Genomic DNA, 26,990 nt, shown 5'->3' on the forward strand with positions numbered 1-26,990 from the left:
GAATAGGGGCGGCACCATGGCCGACGACGAGAAGCTGCGTTACTACCTCAAGCGGGCGACCGCGGAACTGCAAGAGACGCGGGACCGGCAGCGGGCGGCCGAGGAGCGCGCGCGGGAGCCGATCGCGATCACCGCGATGAGCTGCCGTTTCCCCGGCGGGGTCACCACGCCCGAACAGCTGTGGGACGTGGTGCTGTCCGGGGTGGACGCTCTGTCACCGTTTCCCGAGGATCGCGGGTGGCACTTCGGCAACGTGTTCTCGCGCAGCGCGAGCGACCCGGCACGGGGGTACGCGCTGGAGGGTGGGTTCGTCTACGACATCCCGCAGTTCGACCCGGAGTTCTTCGGGATCTCGCCGCGCGAGGCACTCGCGATGGACCCGCAGCAGCGGTTGCTGCTGGAAGCGTCGTGGGAGGCCGTCGAGCGGGCCGGGATCGACATGACGTCGCTGAAGGGCAGCCGTACCGGCGTGTTCGTCGGGATGTCGCCGCAGGGGTACGCCTCGGCACCGAACCCGCCGGAGGGCACCGAGATCTACGTCGGCGTCGGCACCACCCCGAGTGTCGCGTCGGGGCGCATCGCGTACACGTTCGGCCTGAACGGGCCCGCGATCACCCTCGACACCGCGTGCTCGTCGTCGCTGGTCGCGCTGCACATGGCCTGCCGGTCGCTCCGGGAGAACGAGTGCTCCATGGCGCTCGTCGGCGCCGCGACGCTGATGGCGATCCCCGGCGCGTTCACCGAGTTCAGCAGGCAGGGCGGTCTGTCCAGCAGCGGGCGCTGCAAGGCGTTCTCGGCCGACGCCGACGGCACCGGCTGGGGCGAGGGACTCGGGGTCGTGCTCGTCGAGCGGCTCAGCGACGCGCGACGCAACGGGCACCCCATCCTCGCGGTCGTGCGCGGATCGGCGGTGAACCAGGACGGTGCGTCCAACGGGCTGACCGCGCCGAGCGGGCGCGCCCAGCAACGGGTGATCTCGGACGCGCTGGCCAACGCGCGGCTCTCGCCGTCGCAGGTCGATCTCATCGAGGCGCACGGCACCGGCACGGTGCTCGGCGATCCGATCGAGGCGCAGGCGCTGGAGGCGACGTACGGGCAGAATCGGGAACGGCCCCTGTGGCTGGGTTCGGTGAAGTCGAACATCGGCCACACGCAGGCGGCGGCGGGAATGGCCGGGCTGATCAAGCTGGTGCTGGCACTGCGGCACGCGACCCTGCCGCCCACGCTGCATGTCGAGAACCCCTCCGAGTACGTCGACTGGAACGCGGGCGCGATGTCGCTGGTCACCGAGCCCGCGCCGTGGCCGGAGACGGGCGCGCCGCGTCGTGGCGGGGTGTCGTCGTTCGGGGTGAGCGGGACGAACGCGCACGTGCTGCTGGAACAGGCGCCCGACGAGGCCGAGCTGGGCGGAAGTGGCGAGGTCGGCGAGGACGGTGAGAACAGCGAGGCCGGGGACCGGGTTCCGGCGTTGTCGGCCCCCGTGGTGCCGGTGCCGGTCTCCGGAGCGTCCGCGCCGGCGTTGCGCGCGCAGGCGGGCCGGTTGCGCGCGTGGGTGGCACAGGACGCGGCACAGAATTCCGACGTCGACCTCCGGGACCTGGCGTGTTCGCTGGCGACGACGCGGGCCGCGTTCCGGCACCGCGCCGTCGCGCTGGCGGAGAACGCGGCCCAGCTCGACGAGCTCCTGGCCGCCGTCGCGAACGACCACGAGATCGCGGGTGTGGTGTCGGGTCTGTTCGAAAGTGGCGGTGCCGCTCCGGTGTTCGTGTTCCCGGGGCAGGGTGCGCAGTGGGTGGGGATGGGTCGTGGGTTGGTGGCGGAGTCTGAGGTGTTCGCGGAGTGGATGGGCCGGTGTGGTGCGGCGTTGGCGCCGTTTGTGGAGTGGGATCTGCTCGAGGTGCTGGGTGACGAGGAGTCGCTGTCCCGGGTTGATGTGGTGCAGCCGGCGTTGTGGGCGGTGATGGTGTCGTTGGCCGAGCTGTGGCGTGCGGTGGGTGTGGAGCCTGCGGGTGTGATCGGTCACTCGCAGGGTGAGATCGCCGCCGCTGTGGTGGCGGGTGGTTTGTCGTTGGAGGACGGCGCGCGGGTGGTGGCGTTGCGCAGTCGGGCGTTGCGGCGGTTGGCCGGTGCCGGGGGCATGGTGTCGGTGGCGGCGTCGGAGGCCGAGGTGGCCGCCCGGCTGCGGGATGGGTTGTCGATCGCCGCGGTCAACGGGCCCGGATCGGTGGTGGTCTCGGGTACGCCGGAGGCGCTGGACGCGCTGCTCGCGGAGTGCGAGAGCGACGGTGTCCGCGCCCGGAAAGTCGCGGTGGACTACGCCTCCCACTCCGCACAGGTCGATGGCCTTGAGGCCGAGCTCGTCGAGGCCCTGGCGCCGATCAAGTCGGTGTCGGCCGAGGTCGCGGTGTACTCGACGGTGTCGGGTGGATTGCTGGACACGGCGGAGATGGACGCCGGGTACTGGTTCCGGAACGTGCGGGAGCGGGTGCGGTTCGACGAGGCGGTGGGTGCGGTGCTGGGGGACGGGTACCGGGTGTTCGTGGAGGTGAGTCCCCATGCGGTGCTGACGATGGGGTTGCAGGAGTTTCCCGATGTGGTGGCGCTGGATACGTTGCGGCGTGACGAACAGGAGTCGCGCCGGTTCCTGACGGCGGTGGCGGCGGCTCACGTGCATGGGGTGGCGATCGATTGGCGGGCCCTGTATCCGGGGGCGCGCCGGGTGGAGCTGCCGACCTACGCCTTCCAGCACCAGCGGTACTGGATCGGCGACGAAACCCCGGAACTGCCACTGGGCCCCGTGCCCGCGGAGTCCGGGGCCGAGGCCCAGTTCTGGGCCGCCGTGGAAAGCGGTGACGCCGACGCCCTCGCCGGTGTGCTCGGCGCCGACGGCGACGCCACGGCCTCGCTCACGGCCCTGCTCCCGGTGCTGTCCGAATGGCGCAGCCGCGAGCACCGGCAGTCCCTTGTGGATGAATGGCGGTACGAGGTCGACTGGCGTGTCGTCGACGCCGCTCGCGCGACGCTGGTGGGAACCTGGCTGCTGGTCATCCCCGAGTCGTGGTCGGGCCACGACCTGACCGGGGGCTGCGCCGACGCGCTCTCCACGGCGGGAGCGCGCGTCGTGTCGCTCGTCCTCGACCGCGACGACCTCCGGCAGGGCCACGCCGCCAGGCTGATCGCCGAAGCGAAGGCCGACGGCGACGGCGGGGACGACGTCGCCGGGGTCCTGTCGCTGCTGGCCCTCGACAGCACTCCGAATCCGGACGAACCGGCCGTACCCCAGGGCTTCGCCGACACCGTCGCCCTGGTGCAGGCCCTTGGAACCTCGGGCGTGACCGCGCCGCTGTGGTGCGCGACCCGTGGCGCCGTCAGCGTCGGTGCCACCGATCCGCTCACCGCCCCGGCGCAGGCCACGGTCTGGGGCCTCGGTCGCGTGGCGGCACTGGAACACCCGGACCGCTGGGGCGGGCTCGTCGACCTGCCCGACGCGCTCGACCGGCGCGGTGCCGCACTGCTCGCCGAGGCGCTGAGCGGTGCGGGCGACGAGGACCAGCTCGCCGTCCGCGCGGGCGGTGTGTTCGCCCGCAGGCTCGAACGGCGCCCGCTCGGCGCGGCACCGGCACCGCAGAGCTGGCGCCCGCGCGGAACGGTCCTCGTGAGCGGCGGTACCGGTGCGCTCGGTGGGCAGGTCGCCCGCTGGCTCGCCCGGATGGACACCCCGCCGCACCTGCTGCTCGTCAGCAGGCGTGGCGAGGACGCGCCGGGAGCCGGCGACCTCCGTCGCGAACTCACCGACTGCGGTGCCACGGTGACGATCGCGTCCTGCGACGCGGGGGACAGGACCGCGCTCGCCGCGCTGCTCGCCGACATTCCCGAGGACCGGCCGTTGACGGCGGTCGTGCACACGGCGGCCGCGCTCGACGACGGCCTGATCGACTCCCTCGAACCGGCGCAGCTCGGCCGCGCGCTGCACGCCAAGGCCACCGCCGCCTGGAACCTGCACGAGCTCACCGAGGACCTCGATCTCGACGCGTTCGTGTTGTTCTCGTCGTTCGGCGGCATCGTCGGCACGCCAGGACAGGGAAACTACGCCCCGGCCAACGCCTACCTCGACGCGCTCGCGCTCTACCGGCGCGCACGCGGGCAGGTCGCCACCGCCGTCGCGTGGGGCGCCTGGGGCGGCGGCGGACTCGCCGAAGGGCAGTTCGGCCAGACCCTGAACCGGCACGGCCTTCGCCTGATGGAACCGGAGCTGGCCACCGCCGCGCTCGGAAGGGCGATCGAGGGAGACGACGCCTCCGTGCTGATCGCCGACATCGACTGGGAACGGTTCTACGTCGCGTTCACGGCGACCCGCAGCAGTCCGCTGCTCGCCGACCTGCCGGACGCCAAGCGGATCGCGGCCGACGGGCTCGGAGCCGCCGCGAGTTCGGGGGAGTCCGCCGAGCTCGTGCAGCAGCTCGCCGGCCTTTCCGAGTCCGAACAGCACACGCTGTTGCTTGACATGGTGCGCGAGCAGGCGGCCGCGGTGCTCGGGCTCACCGGCGCCGACGCGGTGGTGGTCAAGCGTGCGTTCCAGGAGATGGGGCTCGACTCGGTCACCGCCGTGGAACTGCGCAACCGCGTCAGCGCACGGACCGGCCTCCGGCTGCCGGTGACTCTGGCCTTCGACTACCCCCAGCCGGAACGACTCGCCGACTTCCTGCGTGAGCAGCTCACCAGCGACAGCGAGGCGGGCGCGGACACCGCACTGCGCGAACTGGACCGGCTGGAGGCCGCGCTCGCGTCGGCGGCCACGGACGATGCCAGCAGGACGCGAGTGGTGAACCGCATGCGGGCACTGCTCGCGGCGCTCACCGGCGGCCAGGAGGACGCCGAGACGGTCGACGACCGGCTCGAAACAGCCTCCGACGACGAGATGTTCGAGCTGCTGGGCAAGAAGTTCGGTATCGCCTGAGCGCGACACCCGACCCGCGACGAGATAGGGCCTACGACATGTCGAACGAGGACAAGCTCCGCTACTTCCTGAAGAAGGTCAGCGCCGAGCTCGACGCGGCGCAGGGGCGGGTGCGTGAGCTGGAGGCCATGGACGCCGAGCCGATCGCGCTGGTCGGCATCGGGTGCCGGTTCCCAGGAGGGGTGCGCTCCGCCGAGGAGCTGTGGGAACTGGTGGAGACCGGCACCGACGCGATCTCGGCGTTTCCCACCGATCGCGGCTGGGACCTCGACCAGATCTTCGGCTCGAAGCTCGGCGACGGCACCTACCGGGCCGAGGGCGGGTTCCTGTACGACGCGGGCGACTTCGACGCGGGCTTCTTCGGTATCTCACCGCGCGAGGCGCTGGCCACCGATCCGCAGCAGCGCGTGCTGCTCGAAACGGCATGGGAGGCGTTCGAGGACGCCGGGATCGTCCCGGACACCCTGCGGGGCAGCAAGACCGGCGTGTACGTCGGAACCAACGGGCAGGACTACCCCGCCGTGCTGCTCGGATCCAAGGCCGGGGGCGAGGGCCACTCCGCTACCGGCAGCGCCGCGGCCGTGGTCTCCGGCCGGATCTCCTACACCTTCGGCCTCGAAGGTCCGGCGCTGACCGTCGACACGGCGTGCTCGTCGTCGCTGGTCGCCCTGCATCTCGCGGCCGAGGCGCTCCGGCGGCGCGAGGTCTCGCTGGCGCTCGCGGGCGGCGTGACCGTGATGGCGACACCCGGCATGTTCGCCGGGTTCAGCCAGCAGCAGGGACTGCTGGCCGCGGACGGCCGGTGCAAGTCGTTCGCCGACACCGCCGACGGAACCGGTTTCGCCGAAGGCGTCGGGCTGCTCCTGGTCGAGCGGCTCTCCGACGCCCGGCGCAACGGGCACGACGTGCTCGCCGTCCTGCGCGGCTCGGCGGTGAACCAGGACGGTGCGTCCAACGGGCTGACCGCCCCGAACGGGCCGTCCCAGCAACGGGTCATCTGGCAGGCGCTCGCCGATGCCGGACTGTCTCCCGAACAGGTTCACGCGGTGGAGGCACACGGAACGGGCACCGTGCTCGGCGACCCGATCGAGGCGCAGGCGCTGCTGGCGACCTACGGCGCGCACCGGCCCGAGAACGAGCCGCTGTGGCTCGGGTCCATCAAGTCCAACATCGGTCACACGCAGGCGGCCGCCGGCGTCGCAGGCGTGATCAAGATGGTGATGGCGATGCGGCACGGCGCGTTGCCGAAGACCCTGCACGCCGAGCAGCGGACGACCAAGGTCGACTGGGAGTCGGGCGCGGTGTCGTTGCTGACCGAGAAGCGCGAGTGGGACGCGGGCGAGGCGCCGAGGCGGGCGGCGGTCTCGTCGTTCGGGGTCAGCGGAACGAACGCGCATGTGGTGCTGGAACAGGCGCCCCCGCGACCCGAGCCGGAGCCGGAGCCGGTGGGAACGCCCTCGGTGCCGTGGGTCCTGTCGGCGGCCACCGAGGAGGGGCTGCGGGCACAGGCGCGGCGGTTGCTGGAGTTCGTCGCCGCCCGCCCCGACTCCGACATGGCCGACATGGCCGACGTGGCCGACACGGCCTGGTCGTTGGTGACCTCGCGAGCGGCGATGGAACACCGCGCGGTGGTCGTGGGCGCAGACCTCGCCGCGTTGCGAGCCGGGCTGGAGGCGGTGGCCCACGGCAGGCCCGACCCGGCGGTGGTGCGGGGAGCCACGGCGGGCGAGCCGAGCGTGGTGTTCGTGTTCCCCGGCCAGGGCACGCACTGGGCTGGCATGGCCGCGGGCCTGCTGGAGCACTCGCCGGTCTTCGCGGCGCGTTTCGACGAGTGCGCCGCCGAGCTGCGACGGTGGGTGGAGTGGTCGCCTGCGGACGTGCTGCGTCAGGCGCCGGGAGCACCGGATCTCGCCAGGGTCGATGTGGTGCAGCCGCTGTTGTGGGCGGTGATGGTGTCGCTGGCTGCGGTGTGGCGCTCCTTCGGGGTGAAGCCCTCGGCGGTGGTGGGGCACTCGCAGGGCGAGATCGCCGCGGCCTGCGTGGCGGGCGGGCTCGGTCTTGGCGAGGGCGCGCGTGTGGTGGCGTTGCGCAGCAAGGCGCTGAGGGCGCTGTCCGGGCGCGGCGGGATGCTGGCCATCGTCGCGGGCGTGGACTGGGTCGCGCCACGGCTGGAGCCGTTCGAGGGACGGATCTCGGTCGCGGCGGTCAACGGCCCCTCGTCGGTGGTGGTCTCCGGCGACGAGGACGCGCTGGATGAACTGGTGGCCGTCTGCGAGGCCGACGAGGTGCGGGCACGCCGGGTCACGGTGGACTACGCCTCCCACTCCGCCCAGGTCGACGAGCTGGAAACCGAGCTGCTCGACGCGCTGGCTCCGGTGGCCCCGCAGTCGTCGGACATACCGCTGTACTCGACGCTCACCGGGCGATCGCTCGACACCGCGCGGATGGACGCGCGCTACTGGTTCGACAACCTGCGCTCGACCGTGCTCTTCGACGACGCCGCCCGCGCCGCGATCGCCGATGGGCACACCGTCTTCGTCGAGGTCAGCCCGCACCCCGTGCTGACCATGAGCATCCAGGAACACCCCGGCACCACGGCCTTCGGCACCCTGCGTCGCGACGAGGACGACCTCCCCCGCCTGCTCACCTCACTGGCGGAGGCGCACACCCACGGCCTGCCCGTCGACTGGACCGCGTTGTTCTCCGGCGCGGACCGCCGCCGCGTCCACCTGCCCACCTACGCCTTCCAGCGCAGGCGGTACTGGCCCGAGGGGCGGGGTTTCGCGGAGCCGCCCGGGCCGGGTGCCGACGCGGAGTTCTGGAACGCGGTCGAGCGCTCGGACACGGCCGCGCTCGCCGAGACGCTGGAACTGCGCGGTGGGGACGAGTCGGCGCTCGACACCGTGCTCCCCGCCCTGTCCCGGTGGCGCCGCCGGCGCGACACGCAGTCCACGATGGACGGTTGGCGCTACCACGCCCAGTGGAAGCCGATCGCCGTGCCGAGGGCCGTTCCGGTGGGACGCCACCTGGCGGTGATCCCGGCGGCGAAGACCGACCACCCGGTCGTCGACGCGGTCGTCGCCGCGTTGCCCGGTGTGGCCACGCTGGTCGTGGACGCCGAGCGGCTCGACCGTGCCGGTCTGGCCGCCGCGCTCGCGGAGCACGCCGGGACGGCGGGCGTGGTGTCGCTGCTGGCGCTCGACGAGCAGCCGATGCCGGACGCCCCGTCCGTACCGGCGGGCCTGGCCGCGACACTGGCACTGACGCAGGCGCTCGGTGACGCGGGGATCCAGGCGCCGCTGTGGGCGCTGACCGCGGGAGCCGTCGCCACCAGCGACGCCGAGGACGTACCCGCCCCCGCACAGGCCGCCGTGTGGGGCCTGGGCAGGGTGATCGCCCTCGAACACCCCGAACGCTGGGGCGGCCTCATCGACCTGCCGCCCGAGCCGGACCGCCGCGCCGCGTCCCGTGCGTGCGCGCTCGTGGCGGGCGACACCGGCGACGACGAGTTCGCCGTGCGACCCGCAGGCGTGCTGACCCGCAGGCTCGTCCACGGTGCGGGCGCGGCTGCCCGTCGCGAGTGGCGGCCCAGCGGGTCCGTGCTGGTGACCGGCGGCACCGGGGCACTCGGCACGCACGTCGCGCGGTGGCTCGCCGACAACGGCGCCGAGCACCTCGTTCTCCTCAGCAGGAGCGGGAAAGACGCCGACGGTGCCGACGATCTCGTGCGGGACCTCACCGGCCGAGGCGTCACCGTCACCGTCGCCGCGTGCGACGCCGCCGACCGCGCCGCGCTGGCCGACGTCGTCGCCGCCGTGCCTGCCCAGCACCCCCTCACCGCGGTCGTCCACACGGCGGGCGTGCTGGCCGACGGTGTGCTCGACTCGATGGGGCCGGGCGAGCTCGCGCACGTGTTCCGCCCGAAGCTCGACGCGGCGTTCGCGCTGCACGAGGCGACCCTGCACCTGGACCTGTCGGCGTTCGTGCTGTTCTCGTCCTTCGCGGGCACGCTCGGCAACGCGGGACAGGGCAACTACGCGGCGGCGAACGCGGCGCTCGACGCCGTCGCGGCGCACCGGAAGGCCCGGGGACTGCCCGCGACGTCGATCGCCTGGGGCCTCTGGGACGGCGACAGCCTCGCCGGAGAGGCACGGGTCAACGCCCGCCTTCGCCGTGGCGGCACGGGCGCGATGCCGCCCGAACTCGCCGTCGCGGCCATGCACGACGCCGTCGAGCGCGACCGCGCCGATCTCGTCGTGGCCGATCTGGACTGGACGAAGGCCGGGTCCGGTTTCCTGCTGGCCGGCCGCCACGCCGTCCTCGCCGACCTGCCCGAGATCCGGGCGCTCGCGGCGGACACACCCGGCGAGGCCGGGGCGCAGGACTCGTTCGACGCCCTCGCGGGGATGTCGCGGGCCGAGCGGCACCGGCAGGTGCTCGACCTCGTGAAGGGCACCGCCGCCGCGGTGCTGGGGCACGCCTCCGCCGACGAGGTCGCGGACGGCGTCGCCTTCCGCGACCTCGGTTTCGACTCGCTCACCGCGGTCGAACTGCGCAACGTGCTCAGCGCGCGGACCGGGCTGCGCTTGCCGGCCAGTCTCGTCTTCGACTACCCCACACCCGGCGAGCTGGCCGAGCACCTGCACGCGGAACTGACCGGGGACGCCGACACCACCCCGGCCGCCGCGCCCCCCGCCGCCTCCGAGGCTTCGAAGGTCTCCGAGGCCTCGAAGGCCTCGGAGGCCGCCGACGAGCCGATCGCGATCGTCGGCATGAGCTGCCGCTTCCCCGGTGGCGTGCGTTCGCCCGAGCAGTTCTGGGACCTGCTCGCCACGGGAACCGACGCGATCACCGAGCTGCCCACGGACCGCGGCTGGGACCTCGACGCGGTCTTCGCCACGATCCCGCCCGACGCGCAGGTCCGGGGCGGTGGCTTCCTCGACGACATCGGGGCCTTCGACCCCGCGTTCTTCGGTATCTCCCCGCGTGAGGCACTGGCGATGGACCCGCAGCAGCGGCTGCTGCTCGAAACGTCGTGGGAGGCGTTCGAGAACGCGGGCATCGATCCGTCCTCGGCCCGGGGCAGCGACACGGGCGTGTTCGTCGGCACCAACGGGCAGGACTACCTCAACCTGATGATGTTCGCGGAGCCGAACCTCCAGGGTTACGTGGCCACCGGCAGCGGCGCGAGCGTGCTCTCGGGCCGGGTGTCGTACACCTTCGGCTTCGAGGGGCCCGCGTGTACCGTCGACACCGCGTGCTCGTCGTCGCTGGTCGCGCTGCATCTCGCCGGCAGGGCCCTGCGCCACGGCGAATGCACGATGGCGCTCGCCGCCGGGGTGACCGTGATGTCGACGCCGGGCGTGTTCGTCGGTTTCAGCCAGCAGGGTGTGCAGGCCGCCGACGGCCGGTGCAAGGCGTTCTCCGACTCCGCCGACGGCGCGGGCTGGGCCGAGGGTGTCGGCGTGCTGGTGCTGGAACGGCTGTCCGACGCGCGGCGAAACGGGCACGACGTGCTCGCCGTCGTGCGCGGCTCGGCGGTGAACTCCGACGGCGCGTCCAACGGTCTCACCGCGCCGAACGGCCCCTCCCAGCAGCGAGTGATCAAGCAGGCGCTGGCGGACGCGGGGCTCGCCCCGTCCGAGATCGACGCGGTCGAGGCCCACGGAACGGGCACGGCGCTCGGCGACCCGATCGAGGCGCAGGCGCTGATGGCCACGTACGGCAGGGACCGACAGCGTCCGCTGTGGCTCGGCTCGGTGAAGTCGAACATCGGCCACACCCAGGCCGCCGCCGGAGTCGCCGGAGTGCTCAAGATGGTGCTCGCGCTGCGGCACGGAGCGCTGCCGAGGACGCTGCACGCCGACGTGCCCTCTTCGGAGATCGACTGGTCGGACGGTGCCGTCTCCCTGCTGGCCGATCCGGTCGACTGGCCGGACGACGGCACGCCGCGCAGGGCGGGCGTCTCCTCGTTCGGGATCAGCGGAACCAACGCCCACGTCGTCATCGAGGCCCCGCCCGCCGACTCGCGGCCACGGCGGGACGACCTCACCAGGCCGAGCCCGTGGGTGCTGTCCGCGCGCACGGCCGCCGCGCTCACGCGGCAGGCCGAACGGCTCGCCGCGCGGGTCGCGGACGGCGGGCAGGACCCGGTGGACGTCGCGGCGACGCTCGCGGGCCGGACGGCGTTCGAGCACCGCGCCGTCGTGCTCGACCCCGGCCGGTTCGCCGACCTGTCGTCGCCGTCGGTGGTGCGCGGCGTCACCGGCACGGGGCGGACCGCGTTCCTGTTCTCCGGTCAGGGGTCACAGCGCCCCGGCATGGGCCGCGAGCTGCACGACACGTTCGACGCCTTCGCCGACGCCTTCGACCTCGCCTGCGCGGAGCTGGCGGAGTGGCTGCCCGGGTCCGTGCGCGCCGTCGTGTTCGGCGAGAACGGCGAGGGCGGCGAGAACGGCGAGGATGGCACCGACCTGCTCCACCGCACCGACTACACCCAGGCCGGTCTGTTCGCGCTCGAGGTCGCGCTGTTCCGGTTGCTCGAGTCCTGGGGCATGGCGCCGGGCGCGGTCGCGGGCCACTCCATCGGGGAGCTGGCCGCGGCGCACGTCGCGGGCGTGCTGTCCCTGCGCGACGCGGCACGGCTGGTGGCGGCGCGAGGACGGCTGATGGACGCGCTGCCAGCCGGGGCGATGGTGGCGGTGGAGGCCACCGAGGAGGAAGCGGCGCGGCTCCTGACCGGGCAGGTCGCGCTTGCCGCCGTGAACGGGCCGCGCGCCGTGGTGCTCTCGGGTCCCGAGGACGAGGTGAGTGCTCTCGCCACGGCGTTCGCCGCCGAGGGCCGTCGCTGCAAGCGGCTGAGCGTCGGCCGTGCCTTCCATTCGCCGATGCTGGACCCGATGCTCGCCGAGTTCCGCGAGGTGGTGAAGGACCTGTCGTTCGCGCCGCCGGTGATCCCGCTCGTGTCGACCGTGACCGGTGGGTTCGTCTCGGCCGCCGAGGCGACGGACCCCGAGTACTGGGTCGGCCAGGCACGCCACACCGTGCGGTTCTCCGACGCGATCGCCACGCTGCGCGGCGACGGCGTCGCCACCTTCCTCGGCCTCGGGCCGGACGGTGCGCTCACCGCGCTCGCGAGCGACTGCGTCGCGGACCGGGACGCGGCCTTCGTGCCCGTGCTGCGGAGCAGCGCCGCCGAACCGGCCACGCTCGTGGCGGCCGTGGCCGAGGTGTGGGTTCGCGGCACGGCCGTCGGCTGGCCTTCCTACTTCGCCGGGTCGGGAGCCGCTCGGGTCGAGCTTCCCGGCTACGCCTTCGAACCCGAGGTGTACTGGCCGGAGCGGCCCTCGACCCCCGCGCGGCTCCCGCGCGGTGACGGCACCGAGGGCACGGACGGCACAGGCGGCACGGACGGTGCAGGTGGTGCGGCTGACGCGGCGTTCTGGGAAGCCGTCGAGAACGGCGACCTCTCGGCCGTCGTGGCCGGACTGGACGGCGACCGTCCGCTGCGCGAGGTGCTGCCGCGACTGTCGGCGTGGCGCCGGAAACGCACCGCCCTGTCGCGGGTGGACGACTGGCGCTACCGGGTCGCGTGGCGCCCGCTGGCCGGTGAGCAGGGCAAGAGGCTGCCCGGCACCTGGCTGCTCGCCGTCCCCTCGGGCGGTGTGTCCGGCGAGCTCGTCGCGGCGCTGCGCGACGAGCTGGCGGCCAGGGGAGCGGAGCCGGTGCGGGTCGTGGCCGAGCCCGGCGACCCGGCCGCGTTCACCGGTCTGCCCGCCTCGATCGCCGGAGTCGTGTCGCTGCTGCCGTGCGACGAGACACCGGAGCAGTCGCGGGCCGTGGTGCCCGCCGGTCTCGCGGCCACGGTGGCGCTGCTGCGGGCACTGGCCGGACGCGGCGAACCGGTGCCGGTGTGGTCGGTGACCACGGGCGCCGTCGCGGCCACCGGCACCGACACCGTCCGCCCCGCACAGGCGCTCGCGTGGGGGCTCGGCATGTCGGCCGCGCTGGAGCACCCCGAACTCGCGGGCGGCCTCGTGGACCTTCCGCCGGAGCCGGACGGACGGGCGATCGCGCGCCTGTGCGACCTGCTCGCGGGCGAGGAGGACCAGGTGGCCGTGCGGGAAGGAGCGGTGCTGGCGCGGAGGCTGGTCCGCGCGCCCGCGGGTGAGGCCGGGCCCGACACGTGGGAGCCGGGCGGCACGGCGTTGCTGACCGGTGGTGTCGGCGGGCTCGGTTCGGAGGTGGCACGCTCGCTCGCGGCCGGCGGCACCGAACACCTGGTCCTGCTGGCCCGGCGCGGTGCCGACACTCCCGGTGCGGGCGAGCTGGTCGAGGAGCTGACCGCGCTCGGTTCCCGGGTCACCGTCGCCGCGTGCGACGTCACCGACGCCGAGGCACTCGGCACACTCGTCGCCGGTCTGCGCGGGGACGGCGAGCGGATCACCACGGTGGTACACGCGGCCGGTGTCGCGGGCAGGCGCCCGCTGCTGGACTGTGACGCCGACTCGCTGGCCGACATCATCGCGGCGAAGGTGGCGGGCGCGCGCAACCTCGACGAGCTGTTCACCGACGATCCGCCGGAGGCGTTCGTGCTGTTCTCCTCGGCGGCCGGTGTCTGGGGCGGTTCGGGGCAGGCCGGATACGCGGCGGCCAACGCGTACCTGGACGCGCTCGCCACGCGCCGCAGGGCCGCTGGGCTGCCCGCCACCTCGATCGCCTGGGGCGGCTGGGCGGCCGGTGGCATGGCCGACGGCGCGGCGGAGGAACTGCTCCGGCGGCGCGGCCTGCCCGCCATGCCGCCCGGCCCGGCCATCGCGGCGCTGGCACAGTCCGTGGCACACGGAGAGACCTGCGTGACCGTCGTGGACGTCGACTGGGCGCGGTTCGCGCCCACGTTCGCCATCGCGCGGTCCCGGCCGCTCATGAGCGACATCCCGGAGGCCGCCGCCGCGATCGCGGCCACGGACCCCGGCGCGGCGGAACCCGGCGGGGCCAGAGACCTCAGGGAGGAACTCGCGGCGGCCGACGAGAACGAGCGCAACCGGGTCCTGCTCGACGCGGTGCGCACGGAGGCCGCCGTGGTGCTCGGCCATCGGGACGCCGCCGCGGTCGAACCGGCGAGAGCCTTCCGCGAACTCGGCTTCGACTCGGTCATGGCCGTCGAGTTCCGGGACCGCCTCACCGCCGCCACCGGCGTGCGGCTGGAGGCCACGGTGATCTTCGACGAGCCCTCGCCGACGGAGCTGGTCGACCGCCTGCGGCACGAGCTGTTCGGTACCGACGAGAGCGACGGCACCGACGACTCCGGCGGCCACGGAGCTGATGACGGTGGCGAGCAGCCACAGCAGGCGCGGGACGGCGACGAGAACCACGTCGACGCGATCCGCTCGATGGACGCGGCCGAACTGGTGCGGATGGCCATGAACGAGAGCGCGGAGACAACCGAACGACAGGCGGGAAGCGACTGATGTCGGCAGAGTCGGAACAGATCGTCGAGGCGCTGCGCACGTCGCTCATCGAGAACGAGCGGCTGCGCGCGCAGAATCAGAAGCTGACCGCCGCGACCGCGGAACCGGTCGCGATCGTCGGGGCGAGCTGCCGGTTCCCCGGCGGGGTCCGATCACCGGAGGACCTGTGGCGGCTGGTACACGAGGGTACGGACGCGATCACGCCGTACCCGGTCGGCCGCGGCTGGGAGATGTGGTTCGGTGCGGACGGACCGGCACCGCACGGCGGGTTCGTCCACGAGGCCGACCTCTTCGACCCCTCGGTGTTCGGGATCTCGCCGCGCGAGGCACTCGTCATGGACCCGCAGCAGCGGCTGCTGCTCGAGGCCTCCTGGGAGGCGCTCGAACGGGCGGGCATCGACCCGCGTTCCGCGCGGGACACCAGGACCGGCGTGTACGTCGGCGCCTCGCCTTCCGGTTACAGCGCGTCCTCGGTGGGCTCCGGCGACAGTGACGGGTTCGTCGTCACCGGCACGGCGAACAGCGTGCTCGCCGGGCGGATCTCCTACTCGCTCGGTCTGCTCGGGCCCGCGCTGACCATCGACACGGCGTGCTCGTCGTCGCTGGTGGCACTGCACGTCGCCGCGCAGGCGCTGCGCAGGCAGGAGTGCGCGCTCGCGCTCGCGGGTGGTGTGACCGTGATGGCCAACCCCGCGGCGTTCGTGGAGTTCGGCAGGCAGGGCGGTGTCGCCGCCGACGGGCGGTGCAAGTCGTTCTCGGAGTCCGCCGATGGCACGGGATGGGGCGAGGGCGTCGGTCTCGTCCTGCTGGAGCGGCTCTCCGACGCCCAGCGCAACGGCCACGAGGTGCTGGCCGTGATCCGTGGCTCCGCGGTGAACTCGGACGGCGCGTCCAACGGCCTGACGGCACCCAACGGGAACGCGCAGCGGCGGGTGATCCGGCAGGCGCTGGCCGACGCGCGGCTCTCGGCATCCGATGTGGACGCGGTCGAGGCACACGGGACCGGGACCACACTCGGCGATCCGATCGAGGCGCGGGCGCTGCTGGCGACCTACGGCGCCGACCGGGCCGAGCCGCTGTGGCTCGGCTCCATCAAGTCGAACATCGGCCACACCCAGGCCGCCGCGGGCATCGCGGGTGTGCTCAAGATGATCGAGGGAATCCGGCGCGGGGTGCTCCCTCGCACGCTGCACGCCGACGTCCCGTCCGCGAAGGTGGACTGGTCGGCGGGTGCGGTGCGGCTGCTCGACGTCGAGCGCGAGTGGCCGGCCACCGGGCGGCCGAGGCGCGCGGCGGTCTCCGCCTTCGGTATGAGCGGCACCAACGCGCACCTCGTGGTGGAGCAGGCGCCCGGCGAAGCCGCCGGGGAGCCGGTCGCCGCTGGGACCGGCGAGCCCGCCGTCGGCTCGGGTGCCGTGGCCTGGCTGGTCTCCGGCCGGACCAGGGCCGCCCTGCGCGCCCAGGCGGCGAAGCTCCGGTCGTGGCTCGCCGACTCCACGGAGCAGGCAGCGCCTGCGGAGCCCGCCGACGTCGGATGGTCGCTCGCGCACACGCGCGCGACGCTCGAACACCGCGCCGCCGTGACGGGTCGGGACCGGGAAACGCTGCTCGCGGGCCTGTCCGCGATCGCCGACGGCGAGCCCGCGCCCGGTGTCGTCACCGCGCAGGCGGGCGAACGCGGCAACCCGGTGTTCGTGTTCCCCGGCCAGGGTGCGCAGTGGGAGGGGATGGCGGCCGGTCTGCTGGCGTCCTCGCCCGTGTTCGCCGACCGGCTGGCCGAGTGCGAGCGTGCGCTCGCGCCGTGGGTCGATTGGTCCGTGACCGGCGTGCTGCGCCGCGCGCCGGGCTCACCCGGGCTCGACCGGGCCGACGTGGTGCAACCCGCGCTGTGGGCGGTCATGGTGGCGCTGGCGGGGTTGTGGCGGGAGTGCGGAGTCCGCCCCGCCGCGGTCATCGGGCACTCGCAGGGCGAGATCGCCGCCGCCTGCGTCGCCGGGGCGCTGTCGCTGGCCGACGGCGCGCGGGTGGTCGCGCTGCGCAGTCGCGCGCTGCTCGCGCTCGCGGGCCACGGCGGAATGGTGTCGTTACCCGAAACCGTCGCCGACGTCCGCGCGCGCCTCGCGCGGTGGGACGGGAGCATCGCGGTCGCGGCGATCAACGGACCACGGCACGTGGTCGTCTCCGGTGAGACCGGCGCACTGGACGAGCTGCTGGCCGACTGTGCGGCCGACGGCGTCAACGCGAAGCGCATCCCGGTGGACTACGCCTCCCATTCCCGCGCCGTGGAGCGCCTGCGCGACGAGATCGCCGACGCGCTGACCGGCATCAACCCCGAGTCCTCCGCCGTTCCCTTCTACTCCACGGTGACCGGAACCCGCGTCGACACGGCGGAGCTGGACGCCGACTACTGGTACCGCAACCTCCGCTCGACCGTGGACTTCGACGGCGCGGTCCGCGCGGCGCTGGCCGACCGGCACCCACGGCTGCTCGAGGTGAGCCCGCATCCCGTGCTGGCGATGAGCCTGTCCGACATCGCCGAGGACACCGGCAGCGCCGCGGCGATCCACACCACGCTGCGCCGGGACCCCGACGTCGCCGACGCGGAGCGGTTCGTCCAGTCGCTGGCCGACGTGCACGTCCACGGTGGCGACGTGGCCTGGTCCGAGCTGTTCGCCGGTGCCCGGCGCGTGGCACTGCCGACCTACGCCTTCCAGCACGAACGGTTCTGGCCCCAGCCCTCGGAACTGGTCGCGGCCGAGGTCACCCGCCCACGGGACGGCACGGGCCTCGCCGAATCGGGTGCCGCGCTCTGGGCCGCCGTCGACAGCGGCGACGCGAGCGCACTCGCCGCGGCACTCGACCTGCCCGACGGCGAGATCGCGGTGGATGAGCTCGCCGACCGGCTGGCCGCCTATCGCGAACGCGACCGCCGCAGGGCCCACGTGAACGGCCTGCGGTACCGCGTCGAATGGACGCCCTCGTTCGACGCGAGGCCGGAGGAGCTGACCGGCACGTGGCTCGTCGTGTCGCGGGACACCGGTGACGACGAACTGCCCTCGGTGCTGCGCGAGCGAGGGGCGTCGGTGGTGACGGTGCCGCCGGGCGAGGTCGCGAACGTGCTCGACCCGGCGCGCCCCCCGGCCGGAGTGCTCGTCGTGGCACGGGGCCCCGACGCCGTCGGTGACGTCGTCACGGCACTGAAACACGTGGCGGAGGCGGCGCTCGACGCGCCACTGTGGTGCCTCACCCGAGGCGCGGTCGCGGCGGCCCCCGGCGACCGCGCGCCGGACCCGGCCGCCGCCGCCGTGTGGGGCGCGGGAATCGTCGCCGCGCTGGAGTACCCGGCCGCCTGGAGCGGACTGGTCGACCTGCCCCCGAGCCGGGACCGGGAGGCGGAGAGCAGGCTCGTGGAACTGTTGGCGCGGCCCGGGGGTGAGGACCAGGTGGCCGTGCGCGCACAGGGCGTGTTCGTCCGCAGGCTGGTGCCCGCTCCCGCCGAGGCACCCGCGACGGCGACACCGTGGCGGGCTTCCGGCACCGTCCTGGTCACCGGCGCTACCGGGGTACGCAGCACCCGGCTGGCGTGGTGGCTCGCGGAGCGCGGCGCCGAGCACATCGTGCTGGCCGGTGCGGCAGCTCCCGCGCCGGCCGTCCCCGGCGACCTCGAAGCGGATCTCGCCCAGTTCGGCACCAAGGTGACCGCGGTCGACGCGATCGGCGCCGACGGACTCCGCGCGCTCGTCCAGCGGTTCGACGGTGAGGGGCAGCGCGTGTCCTGCGTCGTCCACGTGGCCGAGTCGCCCGACCAGGGCAGCCTGCTCGCCGCGACCGACGCGGAAACACTGTCGGCGACGGTGGCGGAGGAGACCGGCCTCGTCGCCGCGCTCGACGACGTGCTGGACACACCGGAGACCGCCGCGTTCGTCGTGCTCACCTCGACGGCGGCGACCTGGGGCAGCGCCGGGTTCGCCGGGCACGCGGCGACGGGTGCCTTCGCCGAGGCGATCGTCCGGCGGCGCAGGTCGCGCGGGCTGCCCGGCACGGCGATCGCGTGGCTGCCGTGGGCCGACGGCAGCGAGCGCTCCACCGGACTCGAGGAGCAACTCGGGCGCCGCGGCCTTCGCCTGCTGTCGCCCGACACGGCGGTGGACGCGCTGCAGCAGGCACTCGACAACGGCGACCGGAGTGTCGCCGTCGCGGACGCCGACTGGGGCACCTTCGCCTCGACGTTCACCGTGGCGCGGCCGAGCGCACTGCTGGCCGGACTGCCCGACGCGGTACCCGACGATTCCGGCGACGCGGAGGCTCCCGACGGCGCCGCCGAGCTGGCCGGGCAGCTGGCGGACACCAGCCCGGCCGAGCGGCGCCGCCTGCTGCTCGACCTGGTGCGCAAGCACGTGGCCGTCGTGCTCGGCCACTCCTCGGTCGACGCCGTCGACCCGGAACGGGCCTTCCTGGAGCAGGGATTCGACTCGCTGACAGCGGTCGAGCTGCGCAACGCACTGCGAGCCGCCTCGGGCGCGGAGCTGTCGGCGACGCTGCTGTTCGATCACCCCAGCCCCGCCCAACTCGCGGACCACCTCGCCGACGTGCTGACCGGGCAGGCCGGGACGGGCGCGCGGGCCGAGAGTTCCCCCGCCGAGCCCGGCGGGATTCTCGGTGCGCTGTTCGAGCACACCATGCGTCCCGGTGGCAGGCCGGACAGCTACTCGCTGCTGCTGCAGGACCTCGCGCGCTACCGGCCGAGCTACGCGGACCCGGCCGAGGCCGCGGGCCCGCAGAACCTCATGCGGCTGGCCGACGGCCCCGCGACGAGTCTCGTCTGCTGCTGCACGGTGGCGCTGGGCTCGGGGTTCCAGGAGTACGCCCGGTTCGCGGGCGGCGCCCGCGGCCGCCGTCCCGTTTACGCGCTGCGGCATCCCGGTTTCACGCCGGGCGAGCCCATGCCGGAGTCGTACGACGTGCTGATCGCCACGCACGTGCGGACCCTGCTCGACACCTTCGGAGACGAGCCGTTCGTCCTCACGGGGCACTCGGCGGGAGCGATGTTCGCCAACTCCATCGCGGCGGCACTGGCGGACGAGGGCAGACCACCGGCGGCGCTCGTCCTGCTCGACAGCTACCCGGTCGGAAGCACGGTGCTGGCCAAGTGGCTGCCGGAGATGTTCAGCGGCATGGCGGAGGTCGACGGCGCGTTCACGCCGATGGACGACACCCGCATCACCGCGTGGGCGGGTTACGTCCCGCTGGTCGAGAACTGGCAGGCGCAGCAGGTGGCCGTGCCGACGTTGCTCGCACGGGCTGACAGCCCACTCGGCGAAGTGGACGACGAGCACGGGTGGCGCTCGACGTGGCCGTTCCCGCACGACGAGATCGACGCGCGGGGCGATCACTTCAGCATGCTCGGCGAGAACGGGCCCGCGCTGGCCGCCGGAATCGGGGAATGGCTTTCCGAGCGGGGTTTGTGAGTAATCGTGGTGAATTCGCCAGGGCGCGGTACACGTGCTGCTACCGAACGTAATAGACGACGTGTGGTGCGATAGCATGCCGGTCGATCGCACACGATTGGGGCCAATGTTGTGATGTATCCGAGCTCTGGGCAGGACGATGTGGACAAAGACTCCGCCGTTCCCGCACTGAGAATCACTGGACTGCGCAAGAGTTTCGGCGCGAAGGCAGCGGTCGACGACGTGTCGCTTCGCGTTCCGGCTGGCAGTTTCTACGGGCTCGTCGGCCCCAACGGCGCCGGCAAGACCACCATGCTGTCGATGGCCGTCGGGCTGCTGCGCCCCGACGCGGGCACCGTCGAACTGCTCGGCACCGATGTGTGGGCGGATCCCGTGCAGGCCAAGCAACTCCTCGGCGTGCTCCCCGACGGGCTCGCGCTCCCGGAACGGCTCACCGGGCCCGAGCTGCTGGCCTTCGCGGGCAGCATCCGCGGAATGGCACCGGACGTGGTGGCCACGCGGTCGGCCGAGTTGCTGTCGGTGCTCGAACTCGACGGCGACACCGGCACCCTGGTGATCGACTACTCGACGGGGATGCGGAAGAAGATCGGCCTCGCCGTCGCGCTGCTGCACCGGCCGCGCCTGCTGGTGCTCGACGAGCCGCTGGAAGCGGTCGACCCGGTGTCGGCGGCCACCATCAAGTCGATCCTGCGGGCCTTCGTCGACGCGGGCGGGGCCGTGGTGTTCTCCAGTCACGTCATGGCCGTCGTCGAGCAGCTGTGCGACCACGTCGCGGTGCTCGCGGGGGGCAGGGTGCTCGCCGAGGGACCGATGGACGAGGTCGGGGCCGGTGGACTCGAACAGCGGTTCATGAGCCTCGTCGGCGGCGAGGACAACGGGTTGGAGGGCCTGCGTTGGTTGGCGAGCTGATCCGGCTGAAGCTGACGCTGCTGCGCCGGTCCATGTCCGGCCAGCGGGCCGCGCAACTCGTGCTGGGCGCGCTCGTCGGATTGTTCTTCGCCACCGGCACCATCTGGCTCACCGGGATCGAGACCCCGGCGGCGTCGGTGACCGGCGACCTGATCGCCGTGGCGCTCGCCGGGTGGATGCTCGGCTGGTTCTTCGGGCCCATCCTGTTCGGCAGCGGTGGAGCCGACCTCAAACCCGAACAGTTCGCACTGTTTCCCATCCGGCCGCGCACGCTGACCGCGGGGCTGGTGGGCGCGGGGCTGATCGGCGTGGGTCCGCTCGTCACGCTGGTCGCGCTCGTGGTGCTGGTCGTGCACGGTGTCGGCGTCGGAGGGCTGGCGCCGCTGGTCGCGCCCGTGGGCATCGTCCTGACGCTGGTTCTCGTGGTGCTGCTGTCGAAGGTGATCGTCACCGCGCGAGCGCAGGTGGTGCGCTCGCAGCTCGGGGCGGCACTGTCGGGCCTGCTCACCGGCGCGCTGATGGCGGCGGCCGCCACGGTGTGGGCCATCGTGCCCGCCGTCCAGCTCGCGCTCGACGAGGGCTTTCCCTCCGCGTTCTCGCTGGTGGTGCGCGCGTTACCCTCCGGATGGGCACTCACGGCCGTCGAGGCGGCCGGCCGGTCGGAGTGGGCGCTCGTGGCGGCCGGGCTCGGCGGACTGCTCGTCGCCGACCTTGTGCTCGCGGCCGGGCTGGCGCGGTTGCTGACCCGCCAGGTCACCTCCGGCAAGAGCGGCGGCAGGGGCGCGAAGCAGGTGCGGCGGACGCCCGGTGGACTGCTGGTGAAGTGGACCGACGACGTTCGCGGCGTGGCGGCCAAGGAGCTGCGCGCGTGGTTCCGTGACGTCACGAGGACCAACTTCCTGTACTTCGCGCTGTTCTATGGGCTGTTGCAGACTGTGACGCCCATGCTCATCGGCGCCAACGCGATGCTGCCGTGGACCGGGATCGTGGTCGTCGTCTGGCTCGCGGCGGTGAGCGCGAACCTCTACGCCTCGGACGGCACGGCACTCTGGCTGACGCTGGTGACGCCGAACGGTGAACGGGCGGACGTGCGCGGCAGGCAGCTGGCGTGGCTGCTGGTGGCGGGACCGATCGCGGCCGTGCTGACGGTCGTGTTCACCGCCGTGTCCGGGCTGGGCTGGGCGTGGCCGTGGGCGTTGGCGCTGTCGGCCTCCGTGCTCGGCGCCGGAGCCGGTGCGGTGGTGCTGGTCGCGGTGCTGCTGCCCGTGCCGATGGCTGATCCCCGGCAGCGGGGCAGTGGAGCCTGGGACAACCGGATCGACTTCGTGCAGGTGGTCGTCGTTCTCGCGCTCATGGCGCTGGCGACACTGCCGACCTTCGCCGTGCTCTGGCTCAGCGCGTCGACCGGATCGCAGGCGGTCAGCTGGCTCGCGGTACCCGTCGGCGTGCTCACCGGCGCGGGCAGCGCGTGGTGGTTCGGACGGCTGGCGTACCGGCGGCTCGGCGCCGGGGGCGCGGGTCTGCTGCAGCAGCTGCGCACCGGGCGCAGGCAGCCCGGCTCGCGAGCCGAAGCCGACGACTCCGAATACTCCGAAGACCACGCAGCCGCGGCGGTTCAGGGCGGCCCTGCCCGTCCCGCGATGGGCTGGCCGACCGTGGTGGTCTTCGCCTGTTTCACCGTGTGCTGGGTTCCCTTGCTGGCACAGGGTGTGCTGCCCATGATCCTCGAACTCACGGGCTCCGACGTGAAGTCGTGGTTCCTCGCTCTCTGGCTGCCCGAGGCCGTGCGCTGGCCGACGATGATCGGTATGGTCCTGCTCGGTCTCGTGGTGATCGGTGTCGGCGTGTTCGTCGCACGGCGCTACGACGTCCGTCCGTCGGGCGGGCCCGGCGGACGGGGAACGGGGCGTTCGCTCGGACAGCAGGTCCGGGACGACGTGAAGCAGAAGGAACAACAACGGAACCGGGTCGGGACAGGAAGCTGACGGCGCATCGCGAGGGCCGTCCGTCGTGGACGGTCCTCGCGTACGCCCGTGACCTGTCGGACACCCGCTAGCGTGGGGATGACGTGTGGCCACTCAACTGGATTTGACGGCGGGACTGTCCGACTACGTTCGGGACGTGTCACTGCGCGAGGACGCGGTGCTGCGTGAGCTGCGCGCGGAGACCACCGAATACCCCGGTGGGACGACGATGCAGCTGCTGCCGGAGGAAGGGCAGCTCCTCGCGTTGCTCGTCGGCCTCTGCGGGGCGCGGACCGTGCTGGAGGTCGGCACCTTCACCGGATACAGCACGCTGTGCATGGCACGGGCGCTGCCCGACGACGGCAGGGTGATCACCTGCGACATCTCGAAGAAGTGGCCCTCGATCGGAGCGCCCTACTGGCGCAGGGCGGGCGTGGCCGACCGCATCGACCTCCGCGTGGGTGACGCCGCGGACACCCTCGCCGCGCTGCGCACCGAACTCGGAGCAGGCACCGTGGATCTGGTGTTCGTCGACGCCGACAAGACCGGCTATCTGGGCTACTACGAGCAGGCACTGGAGCTGCTGCGGCCCGGCGGCCTGGTCGTCGTCGACAACACCCTGCTGTCGGGCACGGTGGTCGACGAGTCGGTCACGACCCCGGAGACCACGGCGATCCGGGAGTTCAACGAGTTCGTGCGCGACGACGACAGGGTCGACGTGTCCGTGCTCGTGATGGCGGACGGGATCACGCTGGCACGGAAGCGGTAGGCCCGCGGCTCAGAGCTCCGGTGCGGTGAGCCGCATCGTGTCCGGCGCGGGCCTGCGTGACGGCAGCAGGTGCAGCCGAGTGATGTCGTCCTCGGGTGCGATCGCGGCACCGCACTGACAGTCCTGCTCCTCGAAGCCGGCGAACCGGTAGGCGATGTCCATCATCCGGTTCCGCCGGGTGGCCCGGAAGTCCGCGGCGAGGTGGACCCCGGCGCGCGCGGCCTGGTCGATCAGCCAGTTGAGGATCACGGTGCCGATGCCGTAGGTCACGACCCGGCAGGACGTCGCGAGCAGCTTCAACTGCCAGACCTTCTCGTGGCGCTCCAGCAGCAGCACGCCGACGGCCCCGTGCGGTCCGAACCGGTCGCTCACGGTGGTGACGAGCACCTCGTGGTCGGGGGAGTCGAGCAGTCCCCGCAGAGTCGCGTCCGAGTAGTGGACGCCGGTCGCGTTCATCTGACTCGTGCGCAGCGTCAGCTCCTCCACCCGCGACAGGTCCGCGTCCGTCGCCCGGCCGATGCGGACCTCCATCTCCAGCGAACGGAGGAAGTCCTCGTCGGGTCCGTCGTACGACGCCTGGGTGGACTTGCGCCGCAGCCCCGCCTGGTACATCTCCCTGCGGCGCCGCGCGTCCACCGTGACGGTGGCGGGGGAGAACTCGGGGAGGTCGACGAGCGCGGTGGCCTGGTCCGCGGAGTAGCACCGCACCTCGGGCAGGTGGAACGCCACCTCGGCCCGCTCCGCGGGCTGGTCGTCGATGAACGCGATGGTGTTGTGCGCGAACGACAGCTCGTCGGCGATGGTGCGAACGGAACCCGACTTGGCCGACCACCCGATCTGGGGATGCACGAAGTACTCGGCGATGCCGAGGGCCTCGAGCCGTTGCCAGGCGTCGTCGTGCTCGTTCTTGCTCGCGACCGACTGCAGGATGCCCCTCTGGTCCAGTGTGGTCACCACCGCACGCAGCTCGTCGGCGAGGTGGACCTCGCCGTCCTCCAGCAGCGTGCCCTGCCACAACGTGTTGTCCAGATCCCAGACCAGGCACTTGACCAGGGGTTCCGGCTCCTGCGACATGTCTCTCCCCGCGTGTGTGGGCTCGAACGCCTCAGCTCACCGTGGCCACGGCGTGTTCGGCGAGGAGCAGCCTGCAGATCTCGTTGCTGCCCTCGATGATCTCCATCAACTTCGCGTCGCGGTACGCCCTGGCGACGGCGGTCCCGTCGGAGGCGCCCGCCGAGGCGAGCACCTGCACCGCCGTGGCGGCACCGCGCGCGGCGTTGCCCGCGCTGACGTGCTTCGCGAGCACGGTCGCCGTCACGAGTTCGGGCGAGCGCCGCTGCCACAGCTCGCTGGCGTGCTCACAGGCCCTCGCCGCGTTCTGCTCGGCCACCAGCAGATCGGCCAGGTGCCCGGCGACCAGCTGGTGCTGTGCGAGCGGCTTGCCGAACTGCTCGCGGGTCTTCGCGTGCGCGACCGCGGCGCGCAGGCACGCGCGCAGGATCCCGACACAGCCCCACGCCACGGAGATCCGGCCGTACGACAGCGCGGTCGTGACGAGCAGCGACAGGCCCGTACCGCTGAGGACGGCCGACGACGGCAGGCGAACACCGTCGAAGCGGAGGTTCGCGTGTCCCGCCGCGCGGCAGCCGAGCGGCTCGGCGACCCGCTCGATCGTGACACCCGCGCTCTTCGCCGGAACGACGACCGCGACGACGTCGTCGGCGTCGTCGGTGGCTCCGCTTGCTCCGGCGTCCTCGGTGTTCCTGCCGTCGCGCGCGAACACGATCAGGAGGTCGGCGTAGTACGCGCCGGTCACCCAGACCTTCTCGCCGTCCAGCACGATCGACTCGCCGTCGCCGCGAACGCGGGTGGCGATCGCCGAGAGGTCGCTGCCCGCGCCGGGCTCGCTGAATCCCACGGCGGCCAGTTCCCCGCCGGTCAGTCGAGGGAGGTACGCCGACCGCTGGTCGCCGTCGCCGAGGCGTTGCAGTGTCCACGCCGCCATGCCCTGCGAGGTCATGATGCTGCGCAACGAGCTGCAGAGGCCGCCGACGTGCGCGGTGAACTCGCCGTTGTCCCGGCTGCTCGCTCCCCGTCCGCCGTAGGACGCGGGCACCTCGGCGCACAGCAACCCGCGCGTGCCGAGGTCCCGAAGGAGATCCAGTGGCAGCCGCCCCGAGGCGTCCCACGCGCCGGCCTGATCGCCGACCATGTCGCCGACGAGAGCGTGCGCGCCGGCGAGCTCGTCAGGCACCGCCGGTCACGTCCTGTTCCGCGCGCAGGCGCAGCACGAGTGCGGCCATGAGCTCGACCGTGCGGAAGTTCGCGAGCTTGAGGTCGGGGCCGACGATGGCGATGCCGTACGTCTCCTCCAGATGCACCACCAGCTGCATGGCCAGCATCGAGGACACCGTGCCGGAGGCGAACAGGTCCTCGTCGGCGGTGACCTGCTTGCCGGTCCCCTTCTCGAGGTATTCGATGAGCGCGGGGACCAGGGTCTCTCCGGTCACCTCGGCCTGGTCAGCTGTCATGACAGCAGCCCTTCGTAGTCGTAGAATCCGCGTCCGGTCTTGCGGCCGAGATTGCCCTCGCGCACCTTGTCCAGCAGTACCTCGCACGGACGAGCGCTCTCGTCGCCGGTTCGCTCGTGCAGTACCACGAGCGAGTCCACGAGGTTGTCGATGCCGATCAGATCGGCCGTGCGCAGCGGTCCGACGGAGTGCCCGATGCCCTTGCGCATCAGTTCGTCGATGTCCTCGACGCTCGCCGTACCCTCGCCGACGAGCCGGGCCGCGTTATTGATCATGGGGTGCAGCAGCCTGCTCGTGACGAAGCCCGGCGAGTCCCTGACCACGACCACGTGCCGGTTCAGGTGATCGAACAGTGTGGTGACGAGCTCCAGCGTGGAGTCGGCTGTGCGGTCGCCGCGAATGACCTCGACCGTGTTGATGAGGTAGGTCGGGTTCATGAAGTGGGCGCCGATCAGCTCGCCGGGGCGCGGAACCCAGTTCGCCATCTCGTCGATGGGAATCCCGGAGGTCGTCGAGATCAACGGCGTGCCGTCCGGCACGGTGGCCGCTGCCTCGCCCAGCGCCTTCGCCTTGACGTCGGCGTTCTCCAGGGTCGCTTCGATCACCGCGGTCGCGTCCGCACCGTCGCTCACCGACGTGGACGTCACCAGTTCGCCCTCGCGGCGATCACCCGGCAGCACACCCATGAGCCGGGCGTGGCGCACCTTGCCCCGGATCTCCGCGCGTGCGCGGGCGAGCACGTCGGCGTCGACATCCACCAGAACAACGGGAACACCGTGTGCCACCGTCATCGCGGCGATACCGGTGCCCATCACGCCTGCACCGAGCACGGTGACCCGATGCGACTCGTCTGCGGTCGTCACCGATGTCCTCCTCAAGTGCCCGTCGCGCGCCCGTGCGGGTGCGGGCGCATCCGACGAGG

General features: G+C 72.9%; 9 protein-coding genes and 1 pseudogene. 6 read left to right on the forward strand and 4 right to left on the reverse strand.

What is annotated here, in order from left to right; all coding sequences use genetic code 11:
* Positions 1-16 precede the first annotated feature (16 nt).
* From FFT09_RS19250 to FFT09_RS19310, 6 genes and pseudogenes are all read left to right on the forward strand, one after another.
* The gene (locus tag FFT09_RS19250) at positions 17-4,957 is read left to right on the forward strand and encodes a type I polyketide synthase (RefSeq protein ID WP_138383589.1); all 4,941 of its coding nucleotides are present in this window, start codon (positions 17-19) and stop codon (positions 4,955-4,957) included.
* Positions 4,954-14,427 (forward strand): type I polyketide synthase, encoded by a 9,474-nt coding sequence (locus tag FFT09_RS23000; protein WP_482822431.1) that lies wholly within the window; start codon positions 4,954-4,956, stop codon positions 14,425-14,427. The genes FFT09_RS19250 and FFT09_RS23000 overlap by 4 nt, the downstream gene beginning before the upstream one ends.
* Positions 14,428-14,447: 20 nt before the next feature.
* Positions 14,448-19,895 (forward strand): annotated as a pseudogene (locus FFT09_RS19295) (type I polyketide synthase); the annotation flags it as partial.
* A gap of 141 nt (positions 19,896-20,036) precedes the next feature.
* Positions 20,037-20,804: an ABC transporter ATP-binding protein gene (locus FFT09_RS19300; RefSeq protein WP_024877534.1), complete on the forward strand. Its 768-nt coding sequence runs from the start codon at positions 20,037-20,039 to the stop codon at positions 20,802-20,804.
* Positions 20,789-22,789 (forward strand): hypothetical protein, encoded by a 2,001-nt coding sequence (locus FFT09_RS19305; protein ID WP_138383535.1) that lies wholly within the window; start codon positions 20,789-20,791, stop codon positions 22,787-22,789. The genes FFT09_RS19300 and FFT09_RS19305 overlap by 16 nt, the downstream gene beginning before the upstream one ends.
* 85 nt (positions 22,790-22,874) lie before the next feature.
* Entirely contained in the window at positions 22,875-23,537 is a 663-nt protein-coding gene (locus tag FFT09_RS19310; protein WP_138383536.1) for an O-methyltransferase, read from the forward strand.
* A gap of 9 nt (positions 23,538-23,546) precedes the next feature.
* Here FFT09_RS19310 and FFT09_RS19315 read toward each other — a convergent pair whose 3' ends face one another.
* From FFT09_RS19315 to FFT09_RS19330, 4 genes are read right to left on the reverse strand one after another with little or no spacing between them, the layout of a single operon-like run.
* A complete protein-coding gene (locus FFT09_RS19315) occupies positions 23,547-24,611 on the reverse strand; it encodes an HAD-IIIC family phosphatase (RefSeq protein WP_037335944.1) in 1,065 nt (354 codons plus the stop codon).
* 31 nt (positions 24,612-24,642) lie between these two features.
* Positions 24,643-25,791 carry an acyl-CoA dehydrogenase family protein gene (locus FFT09_RS19320; RefSeq protein WP_138383537.1) on the reverse strand — a complete coding sequence of 383 codons (1,149 nt, stop codon included), beginning with the start codon at positions 25,789-25,791 and terminating at the stop codon, positions 24,643-24,645.
* Positions 25,784-26,068, reverse strand: a complete 285-nt coding sequence (locus tag FFT09_RS19325) for an acyl carrier protein (RefSeq protein WP_024877531.1) — start codon at positions 26,066-26,068, stop codon at positions 25,784-25,786. The genes FFT09_RS19320 and FFT09_RS19325 overlap by 8 nt, the downstream gene beginning before the upstream one ends.
* Positions 26,065-26,931: a 3-hydroxyacyl-CoA dehydrogenase family protein gene (locus tag FFT09_RS19330; protein ID WP_081195330.1), complete on the reverse strand. Its 867-nt coding sequence runs from the start codon at positions 26,929-26,931 to the stop codon at positions 26,065-26,067. The genes FFT09_RS19325 and FFT09_RS19330 overlap by 4 nt, the downstream gene beginning before the upstream one ends.
* Positions 26,932-26,990 lie beyond the last annotated feature (59 nt).

Origin of the sequence: Saccharomonospora piscinae, assembly GCF_005862235.1 — a bacterium.
GTDB classification, from domain to species: domain Bacteria; phylum Actinomycetota; class Actinomycetes; order Mycobacteriales; family Pseudonocardiaceae; genus Saccharomonospora; species Saccharomonospora piscinae.